Here is a 22724-nt window from a genome sequence, read left to right on the forward strand (position 1 = left end):
AGTCACAAGATGCAAAAGTTTTTTGGAGCCATTACCGTCCTGATGTGTGTCTTCGGCGGATACATGTGGGCAGGCGGTAACCTCGGTGCAATTTGGCAGCCAGCCGAGTTTTTGATCATCATCGGTGCGGCAGCAGGCTCACTGATCATCGGTAACCCGCCACAAGTACTAAAAGAAATGCGCCAACAAGTGCGTGCGACCATCTCTGGCCCACGTGAAGAGTACGAGTACTACATGGAGCTGATGGCACTGCTGAACAACTTGCTTGAAACCGCACGCAGCCGTGGCTTTAAGTTTCTCGATTCTCACATTGAGTCACCAGAGCAAAGCTCGATTTTCCTCGCTTACCCACAAGTCAGTAACGATCACCGCCTTATTTCTTTCATTACCGACAATTTACGTTTAATGGCAATGGGACAAATGTCGCCTCATGAATTAGAGGGACTGTTAGAACAAGAAATCGAAGCGATTCAAACCGAGATGCTCCTACCTTCGCGCTCCATGCAACGCACGGCAGAGGCACTTCCAGGGTTCGGTATTCTTGCGGCAGTCGGTGGCATCATCATCACCATGCAAGCTATTGATGGCTCAATTGCGTTGATTGGTTATCACGTTGCCGCCGCCCTCGTAGGTACATTCATTGGTATTTTCGGTTGTTACTGTTGTTTAGATCCACTCAGTAACGCCATGGCTCAACGAGTTAGACGAAACATGACGGCTTTCGAGTGTGTACGCGCCACTTTGGTTGCTTACGTTGCGAAAAAGCCAACCTTGCTCGCTATCGACGCTGGCCGTAAACACATTCAGTTAGACATCAAACCAACTTTCAACCAAATGGAGAAGTGGCTAGCTGAACAGGAGGGATAATGCAAAAACAAGAGCATGTGGTGTTCAAACGCGCGAAAGCACATAACCATGACGAGTTTCATGGTGGCGCGTGGAAGGTCGCGTTTGCCGACTTCATGATCGCGTTGATGGCGCTGTTTCTTGTCCTTTGGGTCATGCAAGTGGTCGACAAGGAAGAGCGCAAAGCCATTGTAGCGCACCTTCATAGTTCGAGCGTTTTTGATAAGAGTTACGGCAACCCTTTCGATACCTCACAAAGTATCTCTCCTATCGACTTGGCACAGGACTCTTCTGTGCCAAGTAAACACAACTCCAACCATGTCGTCAGCTCTTTCTTTCAAGGTGACGGCGATGGCCCAGAGATAGACTCACTTATCCCGGGCAATTTCGACACCCAAGAGCAACTTGCTCTGCTGGCTAAAGTGATTGATGAAGTCGTCGGACAAATCAGCGCGCAAGGTAACGTTAATGTCACCATCACACCGCAAGGTCTGCGCATTGTTTTGCAAGATGACTACAAGCAGCACATGTTCAGCCGTGGCGGCGCTGAGTTGACCCCTTTCTTTGAAGACTTATTACTTGCGCTTGCTCCCGTGTTTGAACGCATCAGCAATCCGTTGATCATCAGTGGCCATACTGACTCGACACCGTTCAAGAAGCGTTTTGGTCGACAATCAAACTGGGCGTTGTCTGCCTCTCGTGCTGATGTTGCAAGAAATACCTTGGTGGAAGGTGGCATGCCAGATGATCGCGTTATGCAAGTGACGGGAATGTCGGATCGGGCGCTACTGAACCCGGAAGAGCCCGACTCTAGCGAAAACCGTCGAATCGAGTTGTTTATTCTGACTACGCCAGCGGCACAAGTTTTGGAAACCTTCTTTGGCAATCAAGAAGGCAGTGAGTTACAAAAGGCCAAGCAACAAGCGGAATTTAATCAGCCCGTCATTAGGCAAGAAGTGATTCGTTACTCGGTCGAACCGAGCGACCAAAAAACTCAGATTCAAGACCTCTAACCCCCTAAAAGGTCACCAGTTTCTACCCTCTGCGTGACCTTTTACTCCCAACGATAATATTGCTGAAATTTGTTTAGTTGAGTTCGATATGCCCGTACCCGCGCCCAATAAATCAAAAAATGACTCGCTTAAAAAAGCCTTTCTCTGGCTGATCATTTTCGACTACCTATTGCTGGCGTTTTTTCTCACTCAGTTATCAAGCCTCAATCTCAACAGCGGCACCATGATTAGCTTGTTGCTCGTGCTCTATAACATCTTGCTGGTCTCTTTTTGCTACCAGCGCACCAGCAACCACGATTCTTACATCATCTATCCAGTACTTTCAGCAACACTTTTAGCGTTCGTCTGCTTTCTGTATTTCTTCTTTTTGGTGTAACTCGTTAGCCTTACTGCTCTCTTAATCGCGCTGATGCAGATATCACTAACGTGTCAGAGCTGAGTTTCGCGACTTGGAAAAAGCCGCCTTTTGAGGAAAATTGACTCGCGTTGAGGTTATCCACATCCAACTTCTTAAACCAATAGGGAGCGAGTGAGCACTGTGCTGACCCTGTTGCGATATCCTCATTGATGCCGATTTTTGGCGCAAAGTAACGCAAAACATAATCGTTAGGCCCACTTTGAGCGGTGACCATCACGGCATGAAAGTCTCGGATTTGGCATAGGCGCTCAAAATCCGGTTGGTACTGTTTCACTTGCTGCTCAGACGCTAACACCACCACAAGATCTCGGGTAGTGACAACATCTAACACTTGCACACCAGATTGCTCTAAGTTTAATAACTGTAAATCTAAACTGGCAGGAACAGGACTTGCGTCCCATGCAGGCAAAGCCATTTGGTACTGAGTACCATGCTTAGCAATGGTGATATCCCCATAATTGCTGTGCAACTTAACAGAGCGTTGGTTTAGATGAGCAATTAACGCCGCGCCAGCTCCCATACTGCCATGACCACACAAGTTGATTTCACTAGTCAAAGAAAACCAACGAATCCACCAACGCCCATCCACACAGCAAAGGAATGAAGTGATAGGTTGGGCGATACTTTGAGTTATCTCCAACATCTCTGAGTCACTCAACCACTCAGACAAAAACACTACGCCACAAGGATTACCTTGCGCATCCTCAGAGCAGAATACATCATAAATTTGGGTATCGATAACTCACCTCATATCGCTATTCAAACGTCACATAGCTCGGTAATAGCAAACATCCCTAAACGATGGAAATGCTAATTTTACCTAACAGAAGGTGAAAATATCGTGCGACAAATCATTACGCAAGCACACTCATATCGTTAAGTGACCTTAAGCGACGATTTATCTCTGCAAAGGTCTGAACCAAATGAAGGGAATGAAAAAGGAAGCCGTGAGGGCTCCCTTTGAAGGTGGTGATTGAGTTCTGAAGCGTTAAGTATCGAAGCTCAGATTAACGAATCATCAGATAAAATATCACACCTGCCGTGAACCCTAATATGGCCAAAAATGTTGAGCTCGGTTTGCTGTGCTTCTCTGTCGATGCTATTTGTTTGGCCATGTCGATTCCTTGTCTTTGGCGTTCCTTTTCGTTTCTACGCTAATGTCTAAGCCAGTACGCGTTCGCTGATCATCTTGTTGAACGAGACCAGATCAAAAGAGCCTCTGATTTCAAAGCGCACTCGCCCTACTTCACTGAGGAACAATTCAATCTCACAATCCAGATCTAGCGTGCCTGAGGTCTCAATCGAGAATGCATTAATCTTGCTGTATGGCAGAGAAGTGTAGTCTACTTTTGACCCTGTAATCCCTTGCACGTTGGCTGCGATAACGCGCTTATTGGTGAACACCACTTGGTCACGCACCGTTTTGAAGCCAGCGAAAATGCTCTCTCCGTCAATTAAGAATTTGTGGAAATCGTCGCGCACCTTTGAGATTTCAATTGGCTTAAGTTTGAATATCGATGAGTTTTCGAAATCGATCATGGCGTTACCTTAGAATCTAAATAAATCACTCATCAATTAATAGCAAAGTCTCTACCACGAGCCTATTGATTTTGGTGACTTTTCTAACTCCATCTCGTTTTTGGTCATCACACCATGGTTATTTCCATCCTTGTCGCCATTGTTGCGTGTCTTTCAAATCATGCCAATCTAGCTCGCGCTCTCGCTTGGTCATAACTGCTTCAATCACGCATCTCACGACGTTGCCTTCTTCATCAAACTCCATTTCTGAAATGATGAAGTGCTTCTCTTTGTTTACAGGCTCGGTCGCAGTCCATTTGCTGCGAAGTAACTTTTTAGGGTGAACTCGATTCATAACGCTCTGCCATTCATAAGAAAAAGTTTGCTTTTCATACGTATAAATTAGCAAATGCAATCACATTCAATGTCGCTATTTTTTTCTTCAATATCGTGTTTTTCTTATTGGTTTGATCTCTTTTTCTGATACTTCCTGTTACTTTGAGTGTTCAAACAAACACAACACATCAAACAACGACAATGAAAAAAACAACACTTTTACTTGCTTCCGTAGCAATGGCGCTTTCCGGTGTCGCCCAAGCCGATAAGCTGGAAGATATCCAAAAATCAGGCACGTTACGTGTCGGCACAACGGGCGATTACAAACCGTTTTCTTACTATGATGGCAAGACCTACTCTGGTTACGATATTGATGTCGCGAAGCACGTCGCGAAACAGCTCGGCGTAGAGTTAGAAATCGTTCGCACAAGTTGGAAAGATCTTCTGACCGACCTGAACCAAGATAAGTACGACATCGCCATGGGCGGTATTACCCGCAAAATGCAACGCCAACTGAATGCAGAACAAACCCAAGGTTACATGACGTTTGGTAAGTGCTTCTTGGTCGCTAAAGGGAAAGCCGAGCAATACAACACAATAGACAAAGTAAACCAAGCCTCTGTGCGTGTAGGTGTGAATATTGGCGGTACAAACGAAGCCTTCGCCGATGCTAATTTACAAAAGGCCAGCTTTACTCGTTTCGAAAATAACTTAGACGTACCGAAAGCCGTCGCAACAGGTAAAGTCGACGTGATGGTAACCGAAACGCCTGAAGGCCTGTTCTATCAAGTCACGGACGAGCGTTTAGAAGCGGCTCGCTGTGAAGACCCGTTCACCAAAGGTCAGTTTGGCTACCTCATTCCGAAAGGCGAACAGCGTTTATTGAACACAGTGAACTTCATCATGGATGAAATGAAACTAAAAGGCATCGACGAGCAGTTCATGCACCATAACTCGCTGAAGTAATAAGAGAGGGCATGCTAAGTGGTGAGACTTCACTCATTTTGCATGCTCTTTACTTCACAGGCGACTTCAATTCCCCTCACTAATAGTCGTCACTATTTAAATGTTTAATTGAAACCAAACACATAAAGTCAATAATATCCCGTCAATAATAAACTAAACAAATATAGGGTTATTTATGGTTAGGTTCATTGTTTTAGCAGCACTATTTACTAGCTTTGGTGCGTACTCATCTAATGGGTACGAAGTTGCTGGAGGCAAAATTAATGAAGGAAACGTATCTAACATACGTGTAGATTTCGAAGAGTGTAAGGTTTATCAGAATTCTCAAGACTTGGGAGGCTCAACAATTCATTGCAATAAACAAAATGAGTTAATCCTCGCATTTGGTGATAGTAACTGTAAGACTCTAAGTCATTATAGAAAGCTTGAAAATGGAAAAACCGCTCTTACTTCTTTTCGCTTTGAGTGTGAACACTTTATAAAGCAAGGCTTTAACTCTTCTTCGATGTTCGTCTTCTAAATTGTTTAAAAACCGACCTCTTTAGATCGGTTTTTAAATCATTCAGGAATGCGAGTTTCAATGTTTAACTGACCTGCAAGTCCTGCTTCTCGATGCACACTTAGCACTTTAAATTCCTCTGATGAGGTCATGTCTAATAACGCTTGCCTTGACGGATATTTCACAATCACAAAGTCATCCCACAACTCATCTATTTGCCCAATTAACAGTCCAGTCACTCGAGAGAAAAACACCACCTCTGCACCATACTTTGCCAAAACATCAATCATCGGCTGACCATAAAGCTGGTAGGCTTGTTTGCCCGATAACTCTGTTACTCTCCCGTCTAAGTATTCTGCTTTATCCTTGTATTTAAAAAGATTAAGGAGATAAATTGGACCAGTTTCAGAATCTGTATGTAAATGTGCCATTTGTGCATCAGTTGGAAAAAGTCGATTACTGACTTCCATGCTTACTCTCCTTGTCTTGTTTCCTGCAAACGCCGCGGGGCAAACAATCAAGCTATCATGGCTTTAAGAGCTATAGACATAAATGCACTTGAAATTCGGCAAAACACGCAGAGAAAAGTGTCAGCATACCGATTTTTGTTGCTTCTTAAGATGCTTCACGCCATATTGTAATGCTGCGCTAATTTTACCGCACTAACCATCCTGCTGATGGTTCTAATATCAACCATGATTAATAGGTAAAATATGAAATTCTCAAGCACGCTTCCTCAAACTCATGAACAGCTTCTAAGTAAAATTCTTGCGGTATTTACTGCTGATCCACGCATTCTTGGCATTGGTGCAAGTGGCTCTTACGCCTCTGACTCCATGGACAAATACAGTGATTTGGATTTGGTCATCGCCATTAATCCTGAAGATTTTGATTCGATAATGGCAGAGCGCTTTTCGCTTATCGACCAAGTAGAAGGTCAAGTCGCGGCTTTCACTGGTGAACACGTGGGAGAGCCAAGATTGGTGATCGCAATCTACGCGCCAGATGCGATTCATGTCGATTTCAAATTTGTCTCTTTACCCGATGCTGCGACTCGTGTTGATGACACTAAAGTGCTTTGGGAACGCGACGGACAGCTATCGCAAGTCTTCGAGACTGCAAACCCTCACTACCCTCAACCGGATCCACAATGGATTGAAGACCGCTTTTGGATTTGGGTTCATTACGGCGCAACCAAGATTGCTCGTGGGGAATACTTTGAGGCCGCGGAATTTTTGTCGTTCCTGCGCTCTGTTGCGATATCGCCATTAGCCCTGAAGCAACAAGGATTGACTCCTTCTGGCGTCAGAAAGATTGAATCACGCATGCCTGCGTTTGCGGCGGAACTAAAACAAACCGTCGCCATGCCGGAGCGAGAAGCGCTGATTCCTGCATTTGAAAAGATCGTAGAGCTGTATTTGTCGCTGCGAGAGAACGAGCAAGTCAGTATTAAACCGGAAGCTCAGCAGCTTTGTATGGATTACTTCCAGCAAGAGCTGACAAGCAAGTAGAGCTGGCACAGCGTAGAAACAACGACACGCAAAAACAACGATAGATAGAAACAACAAAGGGGATATCACTATCCCCTTTTTCATCGGTTTGATTCGCTGAGAGCGATTACATCACGCACTCTTTTGCGGCTTGTGCTTTCTCAATGCCTTCTTCAATCAGAGATTTGGTTTCTTCGCTTCCGATAGATGACATCACTTTGTCCATCACCTTATCTACTGTCGATTCAGAAGACGCTTCTACCAAACAAGCGTACGCATTGGCAATGTGTTCTTTCGCTTCAATAAGCGCTTCAGGGTCACTAAAATCCACATTCATTGCTTCTTCAACCGATGCCGCAAGTTCTTCTGCAGATTCCGCAGCATCACCAAATTGGTCCAGGTTAAACGCTTCTTCTACTGAATCCATCTGCTCTTGAACCGTATCAATCGCTTTGTTTGCGGCTTCTTGTGCTTGGTCAATGGCTTTGCTTGCGTCATCACAGCCGACAAGTGCCATTGCTAAAACCATTGTTGAGATTGTCTTTTTCATATTTGTTCTTCTAACAAGTAAATCGCTAATCATCACAATACGTGATTAGCCGGTAGATTTTAATTCAAGAGTTGTAAGAAGAGGAAACAGAAACGTTTGAAAGCCCCAAAAACAAAGCCGCTACGAATGAGCGGCTTTTGTATTTGCTTTAACGTTTACTCAGGTGTTTAAGTAAGCATTAAACCTGTCAGGCAATTCTTCCGTGGCTGATTGCCATCATTTCATCGTAGGTACGTTGTAATGCATCAAACGTCCATTCGAAGTAAACGCGACGTTCCATCAGCGGAGCAATTTGGTCTGCATCAAATGACTCGATCGTCAGATCAGAATACTCGACTTGCAGGCTGTTGCCGTCCGTACCCCAATCTTCGTACTCACGATTACCAATGAGATCGTAAAGGTTATTACTTAAGAAGCTGTATACCACTAAGAATGATTTTACTGCGTCTTCCGAAAAGTTAAGCATGCTCGCGACTTGCGCGACGTCATACGACTTTTCTTTATCACCTTGGTCAATATCAAGCCTCACCAATTGAGTTTCCCACGCTGCCAATTCACCGTAGGAATCCAAGACGTATTGGTTCAGTGCTTCGAACACATGAAAAAAGTCTTGGATCATTGAGATGTATTTATCAGACATAACGTCCCTTATTGTATTTGGTGAACGGACGATCTCCGCCGCCGTGTTATTGCTCACCCTAGCCAGTGGTTGTTAAAAGTTAGACTACAAGTTGCAACACCGCATACTGTACTTGTAATTTTGTTGTCATTTTTGAGTGATCAGTCAATTAATAGCGTTGGCTCATCGATGCCCATGTAATCACACAGTTCACGTTTAATTCGGTGAAAGTCTAGTACCGAGACAAAGCAATCGGCGTATTCTGTTTTTCCATCAATGCCGATATAAACATGAGCAAAAGACTCGACCGTCGACGTAATTTTGATGGAATCATGGCTGAGTTCGAACGTAACAACTTGGTCCATATTCAGGTAACGACCAGATTCGATTTTTAGTGCTTTCGCCATAATGGGGTCCTAAGGTAACAGTGCAGATCTGGAAAAAGGCAGCATCCCGATGCTCAAATAGAAAGGCTTGCTAATTTGAGGGTGATTCTGCCCCATAATTGAAGTGAGCCTATCACAAGCCCCTGCCTTCAGAATTAGAGTTTGACCGCACTTTCCTTTGGTTTTACTTACAGATGAAACAGTTACTCAAAATCTGACCGCAAATTCACACACAAAAGAAAAACGGAGCGTATTTCACAGTTTCACGCAACAAAAAGGCCACTGTGATAGCGGCCTTGGTAAGTCATTAATTGGTGTGAGCTTCACGCGTTTATCTGGTACATCGCGAAATAGGTATCAGCTTGAATAACGTGTTTTTGGCTAAGCTGCTTCAAAGCCTCAACAGCGTTTGCGAATGGGTCGTCTCCTGCGAATGTCTCAACCAACTTGTTGTAACGCTTTGAAGAAGAAAACAGCACATGCGCCAGCTCTTCAGTGCTGACTTCTAGCTCTACGGTCTCTTTGTAAACCTTCATCGCTTGGAAAGCGTCACAATCACTGAAGTTGATAGCGTGGTCATAGTTGGATTCCGTCAGCTCCATCTCTATGCCCAATAGCTTGAGGGGCTTTTCGAGCAACACTTCAAAATCGTACACCACAACGCGCGCTGCAGATTGGCAAACGCGTTGAAGCTCAGTCACCAAAGCCGCAGATTTCGCGTAAGAAAGTGAGCCTGCAAACGTCACGACATCCACACTGTTGTCTGGTAGTGGCACATGCTCACCATCGCCGACATGATACTTAATACCTTCTGATGGTTTGGTTTGCTCAATCATTGACGTGCTTGGTTCCACACCATGCAATTGCTGACAGTATTTAGCCAATGCCAGTGTTGATACGCCCGTACCGCAGCCAATATCTAATCCCAACTGGAACTGGGGTAACGCACCTAAGTTAGCTTGTAGGATGACTTGATGCAGCGGCGGGCGATAAGCCGCGTAATGCTTAGAGATGGCTTGGTTGTATTCTTCGCTCACTGATGTTCTCCCAAAATCTGTCGATGTTGTTTAACCGTATCCGTATAGTGTCGGATATTACTGCCACTCAAAAGCAAAAAGCCACTCATTTGAGTGGCTCTATCTCACAACTTTAAATGCTTTCTGATTCGGTACGACGCTCAGCCTCAAACCCGCTTATAGCTTGGGTTCGGCTTCGAATTGCTTGAGGTCATCAGTAATGTCATTCCAAGGCGCTTTGGATGCGACAAAAATATGGAAGCTTGGCTTATGGGAAGGCACATCATCAAGAATACCCAAGCGCACATTGACGATACCGTTGTTCTTTTTCGAATAAAGGCTAGAGCCGCAGTGACGGCAGAATGAGAGTTCGGTATTGGCGCTCTTCTGATAGGTTTGGATGTGTTCCGCGCCCTCAATCACAATCAGTTTATCCAGTGCAACGCCACCTGCTGACGAGTAATCGGATCCGGTAAATTTGCGGCATTCAGAGCAATGACAATTGCCCATGTATTTGAATTCATCCGCGACTTCGAGTTTCACCTTGCCACACAGACATGAGCCTTTGAGTACTTCCATTGTTAAGTCCTTCTCTTTATTGGAATGTCAGTTACCGAATCACCATGCCAGTCCAACACGACGAAATAAAGACAAGTAAGTCAGGTTTGCAAAAATGGAACGAAGAAAACCACCGCACTCTTCCATAAGCGCAGTGGAAAACAACTAGGACAAGTCGTTGCTTTTTTTTAGAAGCGGAACTCTGCACTTAGCGCGTAGCTGTTCTCAACAACTTTTGCTTCGTACATGGTGTACTCAAGTGCAACGCGAGCTGGGCCCAATGTCACACCTGCACCTACGCCGTAGTAGATGTCGTTCGTGTCACCAAGGTTAGTTTGGAAGTGACCCATACCGACACGACCGTAAACGTCGAAAATAGTGATTGGTAGTGTTAGTTTCGCACTTGCTAGCCAAGCATCAGAGTAGATGTGCTCGAAGTCTTTGTGCGTATCGATGAAATCTGCATATCCACCTTCAATCGATAGTAGGTCATTAAACTGGTAACCGATGTAAAGGTTGTAACCGCTGTTTTGATCACTAAAGTCTGTGTTCTCATTCTTTACTTGGTATTCAGAATATAGGTAGCTAGCACCAATGTATGGGTTAGCAGCAGCTTGTGTAGCAAAGAAGATAGCAGCGATTGGAAGAATAAATTTGTTCAGTTTCATTTCTTAATAACTCTCAATATAAAAGGTTGACTAACATTCCCTAATCCTTCAGTACGTGATGCTCATGCATCGATTTTTTATTTCCTTATTGCAAGTGACTCCAGGGAACGTTGCGCCTTTTCTCTTTTAAGAAGCTCGCCCCTCACTTGCGGTATGGGATGCATCATCCTGTGTTTTCGCCGCTGTGACATAACGTAAAGCTCAGCAGTTAATAAAACTTCATCACTGGCATATAAACAAAATATAAAACCAATAAATACATAACCTTAAACATCAAAACAGAGGATAAAACAAACAAATTAATTGGAACTTTTCTTCCATTCAGTGTTGATTTCCTAGGTAAAAAGGAAAGCACTAGAGGTTGAGAGCGGAAATCCGCATTCCGATAACGAAATGTGTAGAAAATCACGTTACTCGCGCTTTAAATTGTCAGCAAAATCATTCAATTGAGACTACATTTACTCAATGAGATGAATAAAAAATAGAAGAGCGAGCGTGAATGCCTGACAAAAACATCAGTTTTATCGTAGATGAGTGGCGTTTTGTGCCCAATGAGGGGCAAATACAGTTTGCTGACTCATGCATTACGATTGATAACCGTCTCTCAAAGTTGCTTGAGTTCTTGTGTCTGAACCCAGGACTGACTCATACGCGTGATGAACTTATCGAGCAAGTGTGGGGCGGCAGTGTATTGACCGATCAAGTGGTCACTCAAGCGGTATTTGAACTCAGAAAAGTACTGAAAAAGCACAGCCAACAGGAATGCAGCTGCATCGTCACCGTACCAAAGCGTGGGTATCGATTTGATGGCGAAGTAAAACTGGAAAAAATCGCGATACAGAAACCTGAAGATCAGGTGATTGAAGAGGAAGAGTCGCAAACTGAAGCCTCGAAACCCGCGATAGAGGCCGTTGAGCACCGTCCTACAAAGAGCAAACAACCCATCTTAATTGGTGCACTTTCTTTGATTGTTCTTATCCAGGCGGCATTTTTACTGTTTAGCGCAAACGACTCAACGCCGAACCCAGACGCACACACTGGGCACTTAAGCCATTACGAATTTCGTTATGCAGTATTGAATGTCAGTGAGGATGTGAAAGCACGACCAGAATTGTACGGCATCGTCATTAAGTTCATGGAACACATTGGGTTTTACAGCAACATTCGTGTGGTCAAATCTAAAGAACACAGAAAACTCGCCGCCATAGAGTTCAACATCTCCACCAGCAAGAGCAGCGATGGTAAAAAGTTGCGTTTGTTGTTCCAGTATCACAATCGCGTATCGGGGCAGACTCATTTGAATCGTCGTTACTCGACCAACTTTGAACGGTTTCATCAAACTTTCCCATCCATAATCGATGACATGCTACGCGCGATGTACATTGAGGTGCCGGAAGAAGAGTTAGAACACAATGTGTCGATCTTCCCTAAAGATCCAGAAGCTGTAAAAGCTTTGATGTCTGGGACGGGCGCTTTGTACAACAACGCTGGCTATGAAAATGCGATGGCGTATTTTCGTCAAGCAAAAGCCCTCGCACCAGATAACGCCTACACCATTTCGGTAAGCTACATTGGTGAAGTCATGAGAGTATTTACAAAAGATGAAGCGAATAAGAAGCAAGTAATTGAAACACTGAACAAAGAGTACTCTTCTTCTTTGTCCGAGGTGTTGAAGCGAGGGAATAACCCAAGAGTGTGTGAAGCCAACGCAATCTTGGCGCTGTCGGAAGACAATCCGGATAAGGCATCACAAATACTGTTGTCGATTCCGTACAATCAGCAAACGTCCTTAACCTATCTATTACTAGCGAAGGCGGAAGAAGCTCGCGGTCACACAAGCGGGGCAAAAGAACTGTATTTGCAAGCAACACAAAATACGTCGTCGCCAATTGCACTGAAACTTGCGGGTCCATTGTTCTTTGACAGCAACTTGGACACCATGATTAAAGAATTGCAAAGCGTAAAAAGCGAAGCTAACCCATAGTGGTTAGCTTCGCATTAAAGTTTAGAAGTACTGTCCTGCCACACGTCGAGAAGAAGGTTGTCGGCTGATCAAGATATGGCATAGCTCAAGCAGCAAACCAAACGCAAGCGCACTGTAAACGTAGTGCTTATCGATATTTAGCCCCAACCCTTCAACAATCAGCAGCGCACCTAATACAATCAGGAATAGCAGCGCGAGCACTTTCAATCCTGGATGGCGAGTAATCACAGCCTGAACTTTATTCGCCATCAACATCAGAATCACGCTTGAAGAGATGATCACACCAGCAAGAATGGTAATGTCCTGCGTAAGGCTTGCCGCGATAATCAATGAATCGAGAGAAAACACCGCGTCCACCGCAATAATCTGCAATATTACCGTGCCAACTTGCCCAGCAAAGAATTGATGTGGTGGCGTTTCAATAGGCACGACCCACGCCCAAAGCTCTTTGATGCCTTTAAACAACAGGAATGCACCGCCGACAATAAAGATAAGATCATTACAAGAAAGGGATACCCCTTGGTATTCGACAAACGGTTCTTTCCAAGACAGCAACCAAGATACCGAAAATACCAGCGCAATGCGGTTTAACACCGCTAAACCGATACCGAGATTACGTACGCGTTGGCGCAAATGAGCAGGAAGACGCTCAGTCATGATGGTAATAAAGACGATGTTATCGACACCCAGAATGAGTTCTAACATGAGTAACGTGCCGAAGGCGATAAAGTAGTCGAGATTCATTATTTAAGTTCTCTGTGCAAAGTACGAAAGAATAGTTATTCAATATCCACTCTCTCCTAAGCAGGCACTACCTTGCGCTCAAATCCCCTCTCTAACATGGGGAAGTCTGTATTCCGTTCTTAGGTGCTTTGGGTGAGTTGTTCCCTAATGACGCGATTATGAGTAGCGTCTTTTCATTGCTTTGTAGAACACGTAAAGCAATTTGATCGCGATAAGTGTCATCACTTTCTCCAAGGTTGTGGTTAATCAGAGGAAGGCTATTGTATTCACCCGTTTCATAACCACATCACAAAGCACTTAGAAAAAGATAAAGAAAATATAAAACAAATAAACACTTTAATTTCATAGCTTTAAATAAACTCAAAACCACCAAAGGTGAAAAATTCGTACCAAAAGAAACGGTTTCTTTGGCTTATAAAATGACATGAGAGAGATATGATTTTTTGCTGAGAGAGACTTGACGCTTTTTACGAGGGTTGACCGTACACTCGCCCTATAAAGAGGAGAACGTAATGCTGTCATCGATTGAACAATTTCTACAAATCCTGAGTGACTACGACATACTACTCGGTCTGATTTTCATTTTGGCTTATCAAATCTTCAGTAAGATCGCGACCAAAGCACTCACTACGTTAGCGCGGAATAAAAAAGTCAAACCACCAAGAATTTTATTCATTACCAGAACGGTGAACATTTTGTTGTTCGTCTTCTTATTTGCTACGTTTTTGCTCGTGAGTGGTATTGGCTACGGGAATTTTTCGATCTTCCTTTCTTCTGTGTTTACCGTTCTAGGTGTGAGCTTTATTGCTCAGTGGTCAATTCTGAGCAACATCACCGCTAGCTTTCTTATCTTCTTCGTTTTCCCTTACCGTGTAGGCGATAACATTCGTATTGATGATGGCGCAGGAATTGAAGGGATGATCATAGACATTCGTTTGTTTCACACCTTGATAAAACATGAAGACGGCGACTTTTCGACTTACCCAAATAACCTCTTGCTACAAAAGAACGTCACCAAGAGAACCCATAAGAATGCCGTTGAACCCACTCTACAAAAGGTCACCGACGTAGATATCGATGTTGGTGTCGGTGTTGATGACCTTCAGATACAAGAAAGCCGAGCATAGTGCTCGGCTTTCTCATTTTTGTTCGGTCAATTTAGAACACACAGTGCTTAGCAAAGTCTGTCGCTTCGTTTGCCGTCCACTCACCTTTCGGCTTGTCTTTTAGGTTCTTACACCACTGCTCGCTACCGATGCCATCTTGCAGAACACAATGCTTCGCGAAATCAACCGCGTTGTCTGTTGTCCATTCTGTCTTTGGCTTTTCGCGCATGTCTTTACACCAAGCTTCTGTACCCACTTCGTCAGAACATGCCGTTAGCGCTGTTGCCGCTAGCAGTAGCATTACCAGTTTTTTCATAAATTTAGGTTCCACTTTCAATTGATGAATGAACTATACCCAAAATATCAGCGCTCGTGTTAAGCCAACGACAATTTATCGACTCACGCTCCGTAAAAGAGACGAAATTCCTTTAAATCAGCCTAACTGCACCGAAGTTGCCATTCGACGTTTCATCATAAACGCTCGAACATGATCATAGATGTAATTGAAGACAAACGCATACAGGGTAATGAAAATCGTCACGCCCACGTCCATGATAAACGCTTCCCACATGCTGACTTCTAGCATCCACGCCATCGCCGGAATGGTGGCAAACAACAAACCCGCTTCAAACAACACCACGTGTACGATTCGAAGTCGGATTGTACGTTTCTCTTTTGCCCCTGTCGCAAAGCGATCAAATATCCAGTTGAAGATGAAATTCCAAATCATCGCGATGGTCGCAACGACTATCATGGTTCCTGATAATGCACTGACTTCATGATCTGTAAACAACGCCAAACCAATAATGGATAAACTGATTGCCAATAATTCAAATAATACAGCGTGAAACACACGCTCTAACGCTCCCATAAAAACCTCACAACTTTGCATGGAACAAGTTAAGTGGCGGCGATTATGACAGCGTGATAACGAAGGGAAAGTTAACAACCATCACGAATAGTGATAGCTTACGACTGTGCTTTCCGGATGAGTCTCATCCAAGTTCTCTTTAGGTATTGAAATGTACAGCTTTGAACAACTCAAAATCTTTGTCACCGTGTGCGAAACGGGCTCCTTCTCCGCAGCCGCAAGAAAGCTAAAGCGAGCGCAATCAGGAGTTAGCCAATCTGTCGCTAACCTTGAGATAGCAATTAACCAAGAGTTATTCAATCGAGAGAAAAACACACCGACATTGACGGATAGCGGTAAAGCCTTATTGCCTATCGCTCAGTCCATTCTGCATCAACAGAAATTCTTCGACCAAAAAGTCGAGTCCTTAGAGCAAGCCTACGAACACGAGCTAGTGATTGCGGTGGATGAATCTCTCATCAACCAATCGCTACTGGCGCAATTTGCCAGCTTGGCGGATCAATTCCCTATCACGCAGTTCGATATCATTACCGCACCAACATTCGATGTTGAAGAGTTGATTCGAAAAGGAAAAGCGCAAGTGGGTATCGTGTTGGCTGATGGCGAGCTAAAAATGGACATGGATTTCTTTACCCTCGGGCACACTCGTTTTCTCACTGTGGCTTCGCCTTCTCACCCATTAGCACAGCTGTCGGTGGTTCATGATGCGGAGCTCAAAGCCCATCGCCAACTGGTACTGCGCAGCGCACAAAGGAAAGAACTTTGGTTCAGTTACGCCATCAGCACTCAGTTATGGTTCGCTAATTCGCATCAGACGCTAACCGACTTAGCGTGCCAAAACGTTGGCTGGGGTTTGTTGCCAGAAAGAGTGGTCAGCAATGAGATTGAGAGCGGTAAGCTAGTTGCCCTGCCCGTTGCGCACGAATTTGATGGCTGGCTCACGACAGTTGGATGCTTGGTCTCTCGAACCCGAGGTATGGGCCCAGTTTTGCAAGCACTGGTAAAAACCTTGCAGAGCTATCGCTATCAGGACGAGTAGCCCAAAACTGTTTTGTAGGTTCAAGCTTTAGAATTTGTCCGAGACCTAGAAGATCTCTAGGTCTGATTGAAGCTAAAGACGACGAGCTTGGGTCAATGCTTGGAGATTCGCAGAGCCAGTTCCAAAGCACGCTAAACGCAGCTCTAATGCCATTTGTTCAAAGTGATCGACAACAGACTGTGTGCTGATTGTTGCGGCTTTTAATACCGCACCAGCTTGCCCAACAAGGCTAGCACCAAGGTGTATCGCTTTTGCCGCTTCTAAGCCGTTATGCACGCCACCAGAGGCAATTATAGGTAAGTTAGGGTATTGAGCGTGGATTTGTTCTAAACACTTAGCCGTAGGAATGCCCCAGTCACGAAATAGCTCCGCAGCGCGCTGCATCTTGTTGTCTGTTTGGCAGTAACCTTCAACCGCAGACCAACTCGTGCCACCAGCGCCCGCAACATCAATCGCATCCACGCCCGCTTCGACAAGTTGCTTGGCTACCGCACCACTGATGCCAAAACCGACCTCTTTGATGATCATTGGAACATCGACGCGCTGTTTTAACTGCTCAATCGATTTGAGCACGCCAATCCAATCATGGTCACCATTCTGTTGAAAGGCTTCTTGCATAGGGTTGAGATGCACGAATAAAGCGTCCGCTTGGATGAAGTCGACCGCACGTTGGGCGTTGTCGAGGCGTTGCTTGTCTCTCAGTTGAGCGGCACCCAAGTTGGAATACAAAGGCACGCCTTTAGCAAGATCACGAATGGTTTTGCCCAAACCTGAATGTAGGCTGTCTTCTAAGCTCACGCGCTGCGAGCCGACTCCCATCGCAATGCCCATTTCACTGGCCGCTTCTGCCAAACGACAGTTGATGATCTCTGCATCTTTTGCGCCACCCGTCATGGAGCTGATCAAAAACGGCAGCGCCAATGAGTGACCAAGAAACTCGCTCGAAAGATCGATGGCGTTAAAGTCACATTCAGGCAATGCGCAATGCTCAAATTCGACAGACTCAAAGCCCGCCGTTTTGCTTTTCATGTTCATGTCATGATGTAAAACAGCGTCTAGATGTAAGTCTTTTCGATTAGATTGCGGAGCCATAATGTCACCCTAAAGTAAAACAGTCGCGCAGTATTGCGATCCTTGTCATTGCCGTCAATGCGAAAATTCGGAAATTGAACAATTTATTTACCGAATCGAGCCTTGTGGGCTCTGGCCTTATGACTAAGGAATCATATTAAGGAGCAGCGTTTAAAACACTGCGCCTCACTGCTCTATTAAGCTTGGGTAACGATTAACAATGTTGCCACTCCGATGTGCCAAGAGTGGCAGTTCTAGATGTCATTTAGACTATTGAGTCTCGACGGATTGAATAAGCGCCACCACCGTGCTGGTTGTAGGTGGTGTGAACTGGTCCGGATCATCACAGAATTGAATTTTGCCTTTCTCTTCAACATGAAAAAGCGGAATCACCAAATTGTCTTTGTGGTGCTCAAGGTAATCTTGGTAGGTGAAGCTCTCACTCAACTTAGTGTGTTTGATTTCTGCACCTTGGCTCAGCAAACTCGCCATTTGGGTATAACTGACGTTGCCGCCCATCAATAATTTGCCGTGATACTCTTCTGCAACCGAGTGTTTTTCATTGCCGTTAGATTTGGTTTTCTGCAGGCAATGTACTTTATCTTCGCCAAACTCGCCGACAAATTGCATACAAGCCATAATATTAAAGTGTTGGTCTGGCGTTAGCGCCACCACTTGCCCAATGCCAATCAGATTCAGGTTGTCATCAGCATGGCTAGAGATCGGGTTTCCGTAGTAATGGTCTAGGCCCAGCATGCGAACTTGGCTAATGTAGTCCCAGTTCGAATCGGTGAGCAGAACTTTACGATCGTATCTCGCCAGCGCTTTACCTATCTCTTGCGCCACTCGGTTTGCACCAATCAGTAGGAAACCTCTTGGTGCTGGCTCAGCCACACCCAACGCTTTAGCCATAGGACGCGCCGTCGCACTTTGCAGCACCACCGTGCCGATGATCACCATGAAGGTCATTGGCACCAACAGCATGGCTTCTGAAATACCATATTCCGTCAGCTTGATCGCAAACAGGGATGAGATGGACGCCGCCACGATACCGCGCGGCGCAACCCACGAGAGGAAAAGCTTATCTTTGAAGGTTAAGTTACTGCGAATGGTTGAAGCGAAAATCGAAAGTGGACGCGACACCAACTGCATGAAAACAAACAGCAACACCGCACCGCTACCAAGCGCCGCAAAATCATCAAGACTGATGCGTGCTGCTAGGAAGATGAACAAACCGGTGATCAACAAGATGGTTAAGTGCTCTTTAAAGTGCAGAATTTGCTGAATATTGATGCCCTTGGCGTTCGCCAGCCACATGCCCATCACAGTAACGGTCAATAGACCTGCTTCCGATTCCATTTGGTTAGAAATCGAGAATACACCGAGCACCACCATCAATACCGCAAAGGGCTGAAGGTATTCTGGCAACCAAGCTCTGCGCAGCACGGTAGACACCGCAGCACCAGAAGCGACACCGAGGATCAAGCCCACCGCAATGATAGTGCCAAACACTTCAACACTGTTAACGGCATTGTGCGAGACGATGAATTCGTACACCATCACCACAAACAACGCGCCCAATGGGTCGATCAAGATACCTTCCCAGCGCAGGATATTGGCCAGTTTGGAACTTGGGCGCACGGTTCTCAGCAACGGCACAATCACCGTTGGACCAGTCACGACGGTTAAACTGGCGAACAAAATCGCAAGCTCCCAAGTAAAATCAAGGAAATAATGCGTCGCCACACTGGTAGCCACCCAAGAGATGATCGCGCCAACAGACACAATGCTCCACACCGAACCGCTCACGCCACGAATCTCTTTAAAGTTAAGGGTTAAACTGCCCTCAAACAGAATCACCGCCACGGCGAGAGAAACTAAGGGAAAGAGTAAATCCCCAAGAATGTCGTCTGGATTGAGCCATTGCAGGATCGGCCCAACAATGATCCCTGCTAATAGCAAGAACAGAATGGCAGGTAAGCGCATTCGCCACGCTAACCACTGACAACCTAAACCTATTACCCCAACCGCCGACAGCACCAGCGCTTCGTTGCCCACTTGCATTTATCATCACCTAATTTGTTATTGTTCTGGTGAGCTTTCGCCCAAAACCGATTAACTCTATAAAAAAGATTAGTTTAGAGTGAACGCTCCGCCAGTTTTCGTTCAAATATGCGACTCTCTCTCAAAATTATCGGTCTGTGTTGTATATCCCGTTAGCTTGGCACACAGTGAACTAAGCTTAGCTAAGTTGCTCAAAGTTAAGGATTCTGAAACAAGGACAGGGAGTGCAGCAGTTGTTTATCTCATTGGCGGTTATCTTGGCGGTTTGCGCCTTACTCATCACATTGAAAGCAGTTGGTCGAATATCGAGGCTCGAAGACGAAGTATCTCAGCTTCATAAAGAACTGGCAGAACTGCGCGCGCGTTGGTTTGAGAGAGAGACACCGCCGACTCCAGAACCCGAGCAACACGCCTCTCAACCACAACAGGCGTCGCCAGAACAGCCCGCACAACCTAGTGTTCCGACGCTTAAATCAGATTCAAAGCCAACACTGGTCTCAGAGTCTACCTCTGCGCCTCTAGCTGCTAAAGAAGTACCACCGCCAATTGTCGAGCCTAGCCTCCCGTCACTCGATGAAGTGCACATAGGTGGTCTGGCGCAAAGCAGTGAATCCGTATTTGAGAAACAAGCCAATAAGCTGCTGACCAACATCCAAGAAAACTGGTTGGTTTGGGTTGGCGCGCTCGCTATGTTGATTGGTGGTGGTTACCTTGTACAAGTGATTGGCAGTCACATTGAGTTCTCACCAATCATGCGCGTGACCATCGCATTCTCTATTTCTCTTGCTACCGTGATAGCAGGTGAATGGTTCCATCGCCGCGAGCAGAAATCCCCAGACCGAGCAGGACGAGCGAAAGGCTTTACTTACGTTCCTGCCGCCATCACCGGAACAGGGTTAACTGGCATCTACTGCACGGTGATCTTTGCGTTTGTCTTCTATCAACTCTTATCGCCAAGTGCGTCACTGGTGATCTTGGCGGGCGCAGCATTTTCGAGCTTAGCGCTTTCTCTACGCCAAGGGCCTTTGATGGCCGTGCTCGGCTTAATCGGTGGCTATTCAGCACCACTTTGGATTGGCGGTGCAGAGCCCAACTATTACCTACTCTCGGGCTACATCACTGCGATTTCAGTTGCCGCAACGCTACTGATGCAAAAGATCCGACACGCTTGGATTTCACCATCGATTACCGTGCCGCATATTTTGTGGATGTTGTTGCTGATTGAGAGCATGCCAATAGAACAACTTTTCTCATGGCTTGCGGTCTTCCTCTCTCTGAGTTTGTACCTGCTGTTTGCGGTGCCAAGAATGGGTTGGATACTCAAACCACGTTACCGTCATTGCCAAGGCAGATGGACGCATCCACCGACAGGTATTGCTCTCGCGATGACATTATTAGTGCTGTCGGCATTAGCTCGCATGTCTAACGTTGATACCGCTGAGATGATTTACTTCTATGCCTTCTTTACTGCCATGATTTGGCTACCCGGCATTCGTAAAACTTGGTCATTAAGAGTCTATCTACCATCGATATTGGTGCCTTCTACCGCGATCATGCTGCTTTCTATTGCGCTTGAATCTATCTACATGGCTGAAGGGCAAACGCCAGTACTGGTCGCGCTCGGCATTAGTATCGTGTTGATTGCACTGAGAACATTATTACAGACACTCGCAGGTGACCGCTCTCAACTAACGGGCATCCTCTTCCTTGTGCTTGCCCCTGTAATGACCTTGATTACCTTGCTCTACACCTACGAGTTCATGAGCCGTCATGTTCTGGGTTGGACACTCTTCACCGCTGCAGTTGCGGTTTACTACGCCTTGCTTGGACAAAGATTCAAAGCGTTGGCACTGGAATGCTCTGCAATCATGCATGCCATCATTGCCGGAACCGCTTTCGTTTGGCTGAATGACACATGGCTCACGACAGCTATTTCGATTCAAGTGGCGGTTATGGCGTTGCAGACTCAAGCCAATGTTTTCCGCCCTGCGAGTTGGGCAGTCAAAGTCGCCATGGGCATCTTAGTCGTACGTCTAACGCTGTTACCGTTTATTCCAGAGTGGCAGCCCGTCAATGCGGGACACTGGGCTTGGGTGCTGATAAGTTACCTGCCTTCTTTGGCGATTCTTGCTTACGCTCGCACTGTGTTACATCGCTCAGATACAGAACTCGCCAATTGGTTTGAAGGGGCGTTTTTACACGTGTTCTTGATGGCGGTGTTCACCCAAACCAACTACTGGCTCACAGGGCAATACGGTTACCTGGGCTACATCGATTTCACTTCGGCGATTGTGTTTGCTAACCAAGCATTAGTGATGGGGTTGGTTTACAGCTATCGCAGTCAGTTTGCACAGCAACTAGAACGCGTTTATCAGGCATACAGCTATCTACTTTGGGGCGCTTTTGTTGTGCTGATGATGTTGCTCAATAGCCTTGAATCACCGCTGATGGTCAATAATGTTTCCGCTGAATCCATGCCTGTGTTCAACATGCTGTCTCTTGGCTGGTTGCTGCCTGCGATTGTTTTGCTAGTAACCACTTACAAGCGTTGGAACACGTTGCAGATCCCTCGCCCTGTGGTCGCCAGCTTTGGTCTTATCTTGGCAGCCATTTGGCTAGGTATGTCGATTCGCCAGTTCTGGCAACCTATCTCTATGACGCTAGCGCAACCGACCGGCATGGCAGAGCTGTTTACTTACTCAATTGCTGGTTTGATTGTCGGCGGCTTGCTGACTTGGGTTGGCGCAACCCGCAAAGCAATGACGATTCAACGCATTGGCCTAGCCGTGTTGGCTTGCGTCGCGCTTAAGGTGTTCTTGTGGGATGTTCGCTCCTTGGATGGCTTCTGGCGTGCGATCAGCTTCTTGGGCCTAGGTGCATCACTGATTGGATTAGGCTGGTTATTCCAAAAACTCCATCGCTCGGTCGCGGAACCTTCAGAGCAAGTGGAATAGAGTTCAAG

General features: G+C 45.8%; 24 protein-coding genes. 9 read left to right on the forward strand and 15 right to left on the reverse strand.

All coding sequences use genetic code 11. The features are described from left to right. Window positions 1-9: 9 nt before the first annotated feature. The 3 genes from motA (at window position 10) to VCHENC03_RS19720 (ending at window position 2235) form a co-directional block, all read left to right on the forward strand. Window positions 10-867, forward strand: a complete 858-nt coding sequence (motA, locus tag VCHENC03_RS19730; RefSeq protein ID WP_005435952.1) for a flagellar motor stator protein MotA — start codon at window positions 10-12, stop codon at window positions 865-867. Then, on the forward strand, window positions 867-1859 hold the full coding sequence (locus tag VCHENC03_RS19725) for a flagellar motor protein MotB (RefSeq protein ID WP_009705010.1): 993 nt from the start codon (window positions 867-869) through the stop codon (window positions 1857-1859). Before motA ends, VCHENC03_RS19725 begins: the two co-directional genes overlap by 1 nt. Before the next feature lie 88 nt (window positions 1860-1947). Then, window positions 1948-2235, forward strand: a complete 288-nt coding sequence (locus VCHENC03_RS19720; RefSeq protein WP_005435947.1) for a hypothetical protein — start codon at window positions 1948-1950, stop codon at window positions 2233-2235. A gap of 10 nt (window positions 2236-2245) precedes the next feature. On the opposite strand, the gene VCHENC03_RS19715 is transcribed toward VCHENC03_RS19720, so the two are convergent. From VCHENC03_RS19715 to VCHENC03_RS19705, 3 genes are all read right to left on the reverse strand, one after another. Next, window positions 2246-3004, reverse strand: a complete 759-nt coding sequence (locus VCHENC03_RS19715) for a PhzF family phenazine biosynthesis protein (protein WP_083481804.1) — start codon at window positions 3002-3004, stop codon at window positions 2246-2248. A gap of 434 nt (window positions 3005-3438) precedes the next feature. After that, window positions 3439-3816: a PH domain-containing protein gene (locus VCHENC03_RS19710; protein ID WP_005435945.1), complete on the reverse strand. Its 378-nt coding sequence runs from the start codon at window positions 3814-3816 to the stop codon at window positions 3439-3441. Between the two features lie 118 nt (window positions 3817-3934). After that, window positions 3935-4150, reverse strand: a complete 216-nt coding sequence (locus VCHENC03_RS19705) for a TIGR02450 family Trp-rich protein (RefSeq protein ID WP_005435943.1) — start codon at window positions 4148-4150, stop codon at window positions 3935-3937. 182 nt (window positions 4151-4332) lie between these two features. Between VCHENC03_RS19705 and VCHENC03_RS19700 the strand changes: the two genes are divergently transcribed. Further along, entirely contained in the window at window positions 4333-5097 is a 765-nt protein-coding gene (locus tag VCHENC03_RS19700; protein ID WP_009705012.1) for a transporter substrate-binding domain-containing protein, read from the forward strand. Window positions 5098-5655: 558 nt separating this feature from the next. Here the strand turns inward: VCHENC03_RS19700 and VCHENC03_RS19695 are convergent. Further along, window positions 5656-6066 carry a DUF1330 domain-containing protein gene (locus VCHENC03_RS19695; protein WP_009705013.1) on the reverse strand — a complete coding sequence of 137 codons (411 nt, stop codon included), beginning with the start codon at window positions 6064-6066 and terminating at the stop codon, window positions 5656-5658. Between the two features lie 243 nt (window positions 6067-6309). Here VCHENC03_RS19695 and VCHENC03_RS19690 point away from each other — a divergent pair, with 243 nt between their 5' ends. Next, window positions 6310-7107 (forward strand): aminoglycoside 6-adenylyltransferase, encoded by a 798-nt coding sequence (locus VCHENC03_RS19690; RefSeq protein ID WP_009705014.1) that lies wholly within the window; start codon window positions 6310-6312, stop codon window positions 7105-7107. 106 nt (window positions 7108-7213) lie between these two features. Here the strand turns inward: VCHENC03_RS19690 and VCHENC03_RS19685 are convergent, their stop codons facing one another. The 6 genes from VCHENC03_RS19685 to VCHENC03_RS19660 all read right to left on the reverse strand — a co-directional run bounded on the left by VCHENC03_RS19685 (window position 7214) and on the right by VCHENC03_RS19660 (window position 10883). Next, complete coding sequence (locus tag VCHENC03_RS19685) at window positions 7214-7636, reverse strand: hypothetical protein (protein ID WP_009705015.1); 423 nt, start codon at window positions 7634-7636, stop codon at window positions 7214-7216. Between the two features lie 187 nt (window positions 7637-7823). Next, complete coding sequence (locus VCHENC03_RS19680; RefSeq protein WP_009705016.1) at window positions 7824-8276, reverse strand: hypothetical protein; 453 nt, start codon at window positions 8274-8276, stop codon at window positions 7824-7826. Window positions 8277-8416: 140 nt separating this feature from the next. Further along, window positions 8417-8662 (reverse strand): hypothetical protein, encoded by a 246-nt coding sequence (locus tag VCHENC03_RS19675; RefSeq protein WP_009705017.1) that lies wholly within the window; start codon window positions 8660-8662, stop codon window positions 8417-8419. A 302-nt stretch (window positions 8663-8964) separates the two neighbouring features. Then, the gene (locus tag VCHENC03_RS19670) at window positions 8965-9678 is read right to left on the reverse strand and encodes a class I SAM-dependent methyltransferase (protein ID WP_009705018.1); all 714 of its coding nucleotides are present in this window, start codon (window positions 9676-9678) and stop codon (window positions 8965-8967) included. Window positions 9679-9834: 156 nt separating this feature from the next. Continuing rightward, entirely contained in the window at window positions 9835-10236 is a 402-nt protein-coding gene (locus tag VCHENC03_RS19665; protein ID WP_005435931.1) for a GFA family protein, read from the reverse strand. Between the two features lie 167 nt (window positions 10237-10403). Then, entirely contained in the window at window positions 10404-10883 is a 480-nt protein-coding gene (locus VCHENC03_RS19660; protein WP_009705020.1) for a porin, read from the reverse strand. Window positions 10884-11382: 499 nt separating this feature from the next. On the opposite strand from VCHENC03_RS19660, the gene VCHENC03_RS19655 reads away from it, so the two are divergent. Next, window positions 11383-12867 (forward strand): winged helix-turn-helix domain-containing protein, encoded by a 1485-nt coding sequence (locus VCHENC03_RS19655; protein WP_009705021.1) that lies wholly within the window; start codon window positions 11383-11385, stop codon window positions 12865-12867. Window positions 12868-12888: 21 nt separating this feature from the next. On the opposite strand, the gene VCHENC03_RS19650 is transcribed toward VCHENC03_RS19655, so the two are convergent. Further along, window positions 12889-13611, reverse strand: coding sequence for a TerC family protein (locus tag VCHENC03_RS19650; RefSeq protein WP_009705022.1), 723 nt, complete (start codon window positions 13609-13611; stop codon window positions 12889-12891). Window positions 13612-14123: 512 nt separating this feature from the next. Between VCHENC03_RS19650 and VCHENC03_RS19645 the strand changes: the two genes are divergently transcribed. Beyond that, window positions 14124-14738, forward strand: a complete 615-nt coding sequence (locus VCHENC03_RS19645; RefSeq protein ID WP_009705023.1) for a mechanosensitive ion channel domain-containing protein — start codon at window positions 14124-14126, stop codon at window positions 14736-14738. 31 nt (window positions 14739-14769) lie between these two features. Here VCHENC03_RS19645 and VCHENC03_RS19640 read toward each other — a convergent pair whose 3' ends face one another. Together VCHENC03_RS19640 and VCHENC03_RS19635 are read right to left on the reverse strand one after the other, a co-directional pair. Beyond that, window positions 14770-15033: a DUF3012 domain-containing protein gene (locus VCHENC03_RS19640; RefSeq protein WP_005435930.1), complete on the reverse strand. Its 264-nt coding sequence runs from the start codon at window positions 15031-15033 to the stop codon at window positions 14770-14772. 117 nt (window positions 15034-15150) lie between these two features. After that, the gene (locus tag VCHENC03_RS19635) at window positions 15151-15588 is read right to left on the reverse strand and encodes a PACE efflux transporter (protein WP_009705024.1); all 438 of its coding nucleotides are present in this window, start codon (window positions 15586-15588) and stop codon (window positions 15151-15153) included. Window positions 15589-15739: 151 nt separating this feature from the next. Between VCHENC03_RS19635 and VCHENC03_RS19630 the strand changes: the two genes are divergently transcribed. Beyond that, window positions 15740-16627: a LysR family transcriptional regulator gene (locus VCHENC03_RS19630; protein WP_009705025.1), complete on the forward strand. Its 888-nt coding sequence runs from the start codon at window positions 15740-15742 to the stop codon at window positions 16625-16627. 72 nt (window positions 16628-16699) lie between these two features. Here the strand turns inward: VCHENC03_RS19630 and fni are convergent, their stop codons facing one another. Both fni and VCHENC03_RS19620 read right to left on the reverse strand, forming a co-directional pair. Further along, window positions 16700-17719 (reverse strand): type 2 isopentenyl-diphosphate Delta-isomerase, encoded by a 1020-nt coding sequence (gene fni, locus VCHENC03_RS19625; protein WP_032802170.1) that lies wholly within the window; start codon window positions 17717-17719, stop codon window positions 16700-16702. A 249-nt stretch (window positions 17720-17968) separates the two neighbouring features. Beyond that, a complete protein-coding gene (locus tag VCHENC03_RS19620; RefSeq protein ID WP_009705027.1) occupies window positions 17969-19762 on the reverse strand; it encodes a cation:proton antiporter in 1794 nt (597 codons plus the stop codon). 224 nt (window positions 19763-19986) lie between these two features. On the opposite strand from VCHENC03_RS19620, the gene VCHENC03_RS19615 reads away from it, so the two are divergent. Then, window positions 19987-22716: a DUF2339 domain-containing protein gene (locus VCHENC03_RS19615; protein WP_032802171.1), complete on the forward strand. Its 2730-nt coding sequence runs from the start codon at window positions 19987-19989 to the stop codon at window positions 22714-22716. Window positions 22717-22724 lie beyond the last annotated feature (8 nt).

Source organism: Vibrio sp. HENC-03 (assembly GCF_000305755.2).
GTDB lineage: Bacteria > Pseudomonadota > Gammaproteobacteria > Enterobacterales > Vibrionaceae > Vibrio > Vibrio owensii.

Coding starts and splice junctions, on each gene's coding strand:
- VCHENC03_RS19665 (WP_005435931.1), bottom strand. CDS start 10,236: ATGGAAGTACTCAAAGGCTCATGTCTGTGTGGCAAGGTGAAACTCGAA.
- fni (WP_032802170.1), bottom strand. CDS start 17,719: ATGGCTCCGCAATCTAATCGAAAAGACTTACATCTAGACGCTGTTTTA.
- VCHENC03_RS19685 (WP_009705015.1), bottom strand. CDS start 7,636: ATGAAAAAGACAATCTCAACAATGGTTTTAGCAATGGCACTTGTCGGC.
- VCHENC03_RS19675 (WP_009705017.1), bottom strand. CDS start 8,662: ATGGCGAAAGCACTAAAAATCGAATCTGGTCGTTACCTGAATATGGAC.
- VCHENC03_RS19700 (WP_009705012.1), top strand. CDS start 4,333: ATGAAAAAAACAACACTTTTACTTGCTTCCGTAGCAATGGCGCTTTCC.
- VCHENC03_RS19640 (WP_005435930.1), bottom strand. CDS start 15,033: ATGAAAAAACTGGTAATGCTACTGCTAGCGGCAACAGCGCTAACGGCA.
- VCHENC03_RS19630 (WP_009705025.1), top strand. CDS start 15,740: ATGTACAGCTTTGAACAACTCAAAATCTTTGTCACCGTGTGCGAAACG.
- VCHENC03_RS19655 (WP_009705021.1), top strand. CDS start 11,383: ATGCCTGACAAAAACATCAGTTTTATCGTAGATGAGTGGCGTTTTGTG.
- VCHENC03_RS19710 (WP_005435945.1), bottom strand. CDS start 3,816: ATGATCGATTTCGAAAACTCATCGATATTCAAACTTAAGCCAATTGAA.
- VCHENC03_RS19680 (WP_009705016.1), bottom strand. CDS start 8,276: ATGTCTGATAAATACATCTCAATGATCCAAGACTTTTTTCATGTGTTC.
- VCHENC03_RS19690 (WP_009705014.1), top strand. CDS start 6,310: ATGAAATTCTCAAGCACGCTTCCTCAAACTCATGAACAGCTTCTAAGT.
- VCHENC03_RS19725 (WP_009705010.1), top strand. CDS start 867: ATGCAAAAACAAGAGCATGTGGTGTTCAAACGCGCGAAAGCACATAAC.
- VCHENC03_RS19705 (WP_005435943.1), bottom strand. CDS start 4,150: ATGAATCGAGTTCACCCTAAAAAGTTACTTCGCAGCAAATGGACTGCG.
- VCHENC03_RS19620 (WP_009705027.1), bottom strand. CDS start 19,762: ATGCAAGTGGGCAACGAAGCGCTGGTGCTGTCGGCGGTTGGGGTAATA.
- VCHENC03_RS19635 (WP_009705024.1), bottom strand. CDS start 15,588: ATGGGAGCGTTAGAGCGTGTGTTTCACGCTGTATTATTTGAATTATTG.
- VCHENC03_RS19695 (WP_009705013.1), bottom strand. CDS start 6,066: ATGGAAGTCAGTAATCGACTTTTTCCAACTGATGCACAAATGGCACAT.
- VCHENC03_RS19720 (WP_005435947.1), top strand. CDS start 1,948: ATGCCCGTACCCGCGCCCAATAAATCAAAAAATGACTCGCTTAAAAAA.
- VCHENC03_RS19660 (WP_009705020.1), bottom strand. CDS start 10,883: ATGAAACTGAACAAATTTATTCTTCCAATCGCTGCTATCTTCTTTGCT.
- VCHENC03_RS19645 (WP_009705023.1), top strand. CDS start 14,124: ATGCTGTCATCGATTGAACAATTTCTACAAATCCTGAGTGACTACGAC.
- VCHENC03_RS19650 (WP_009705022.1), bottom strand. CDS start 13,611: ATGAATCTCGACTACTTTATCGCCTTCGGCACGTTACTCATGTTAGAA.
- motA (WP_005435952.1), top strand. CDS start 10: ATGCAAAAGTTTTTTGGAGCCATTACCGTCCTGATGTGTGTCTTCGGC.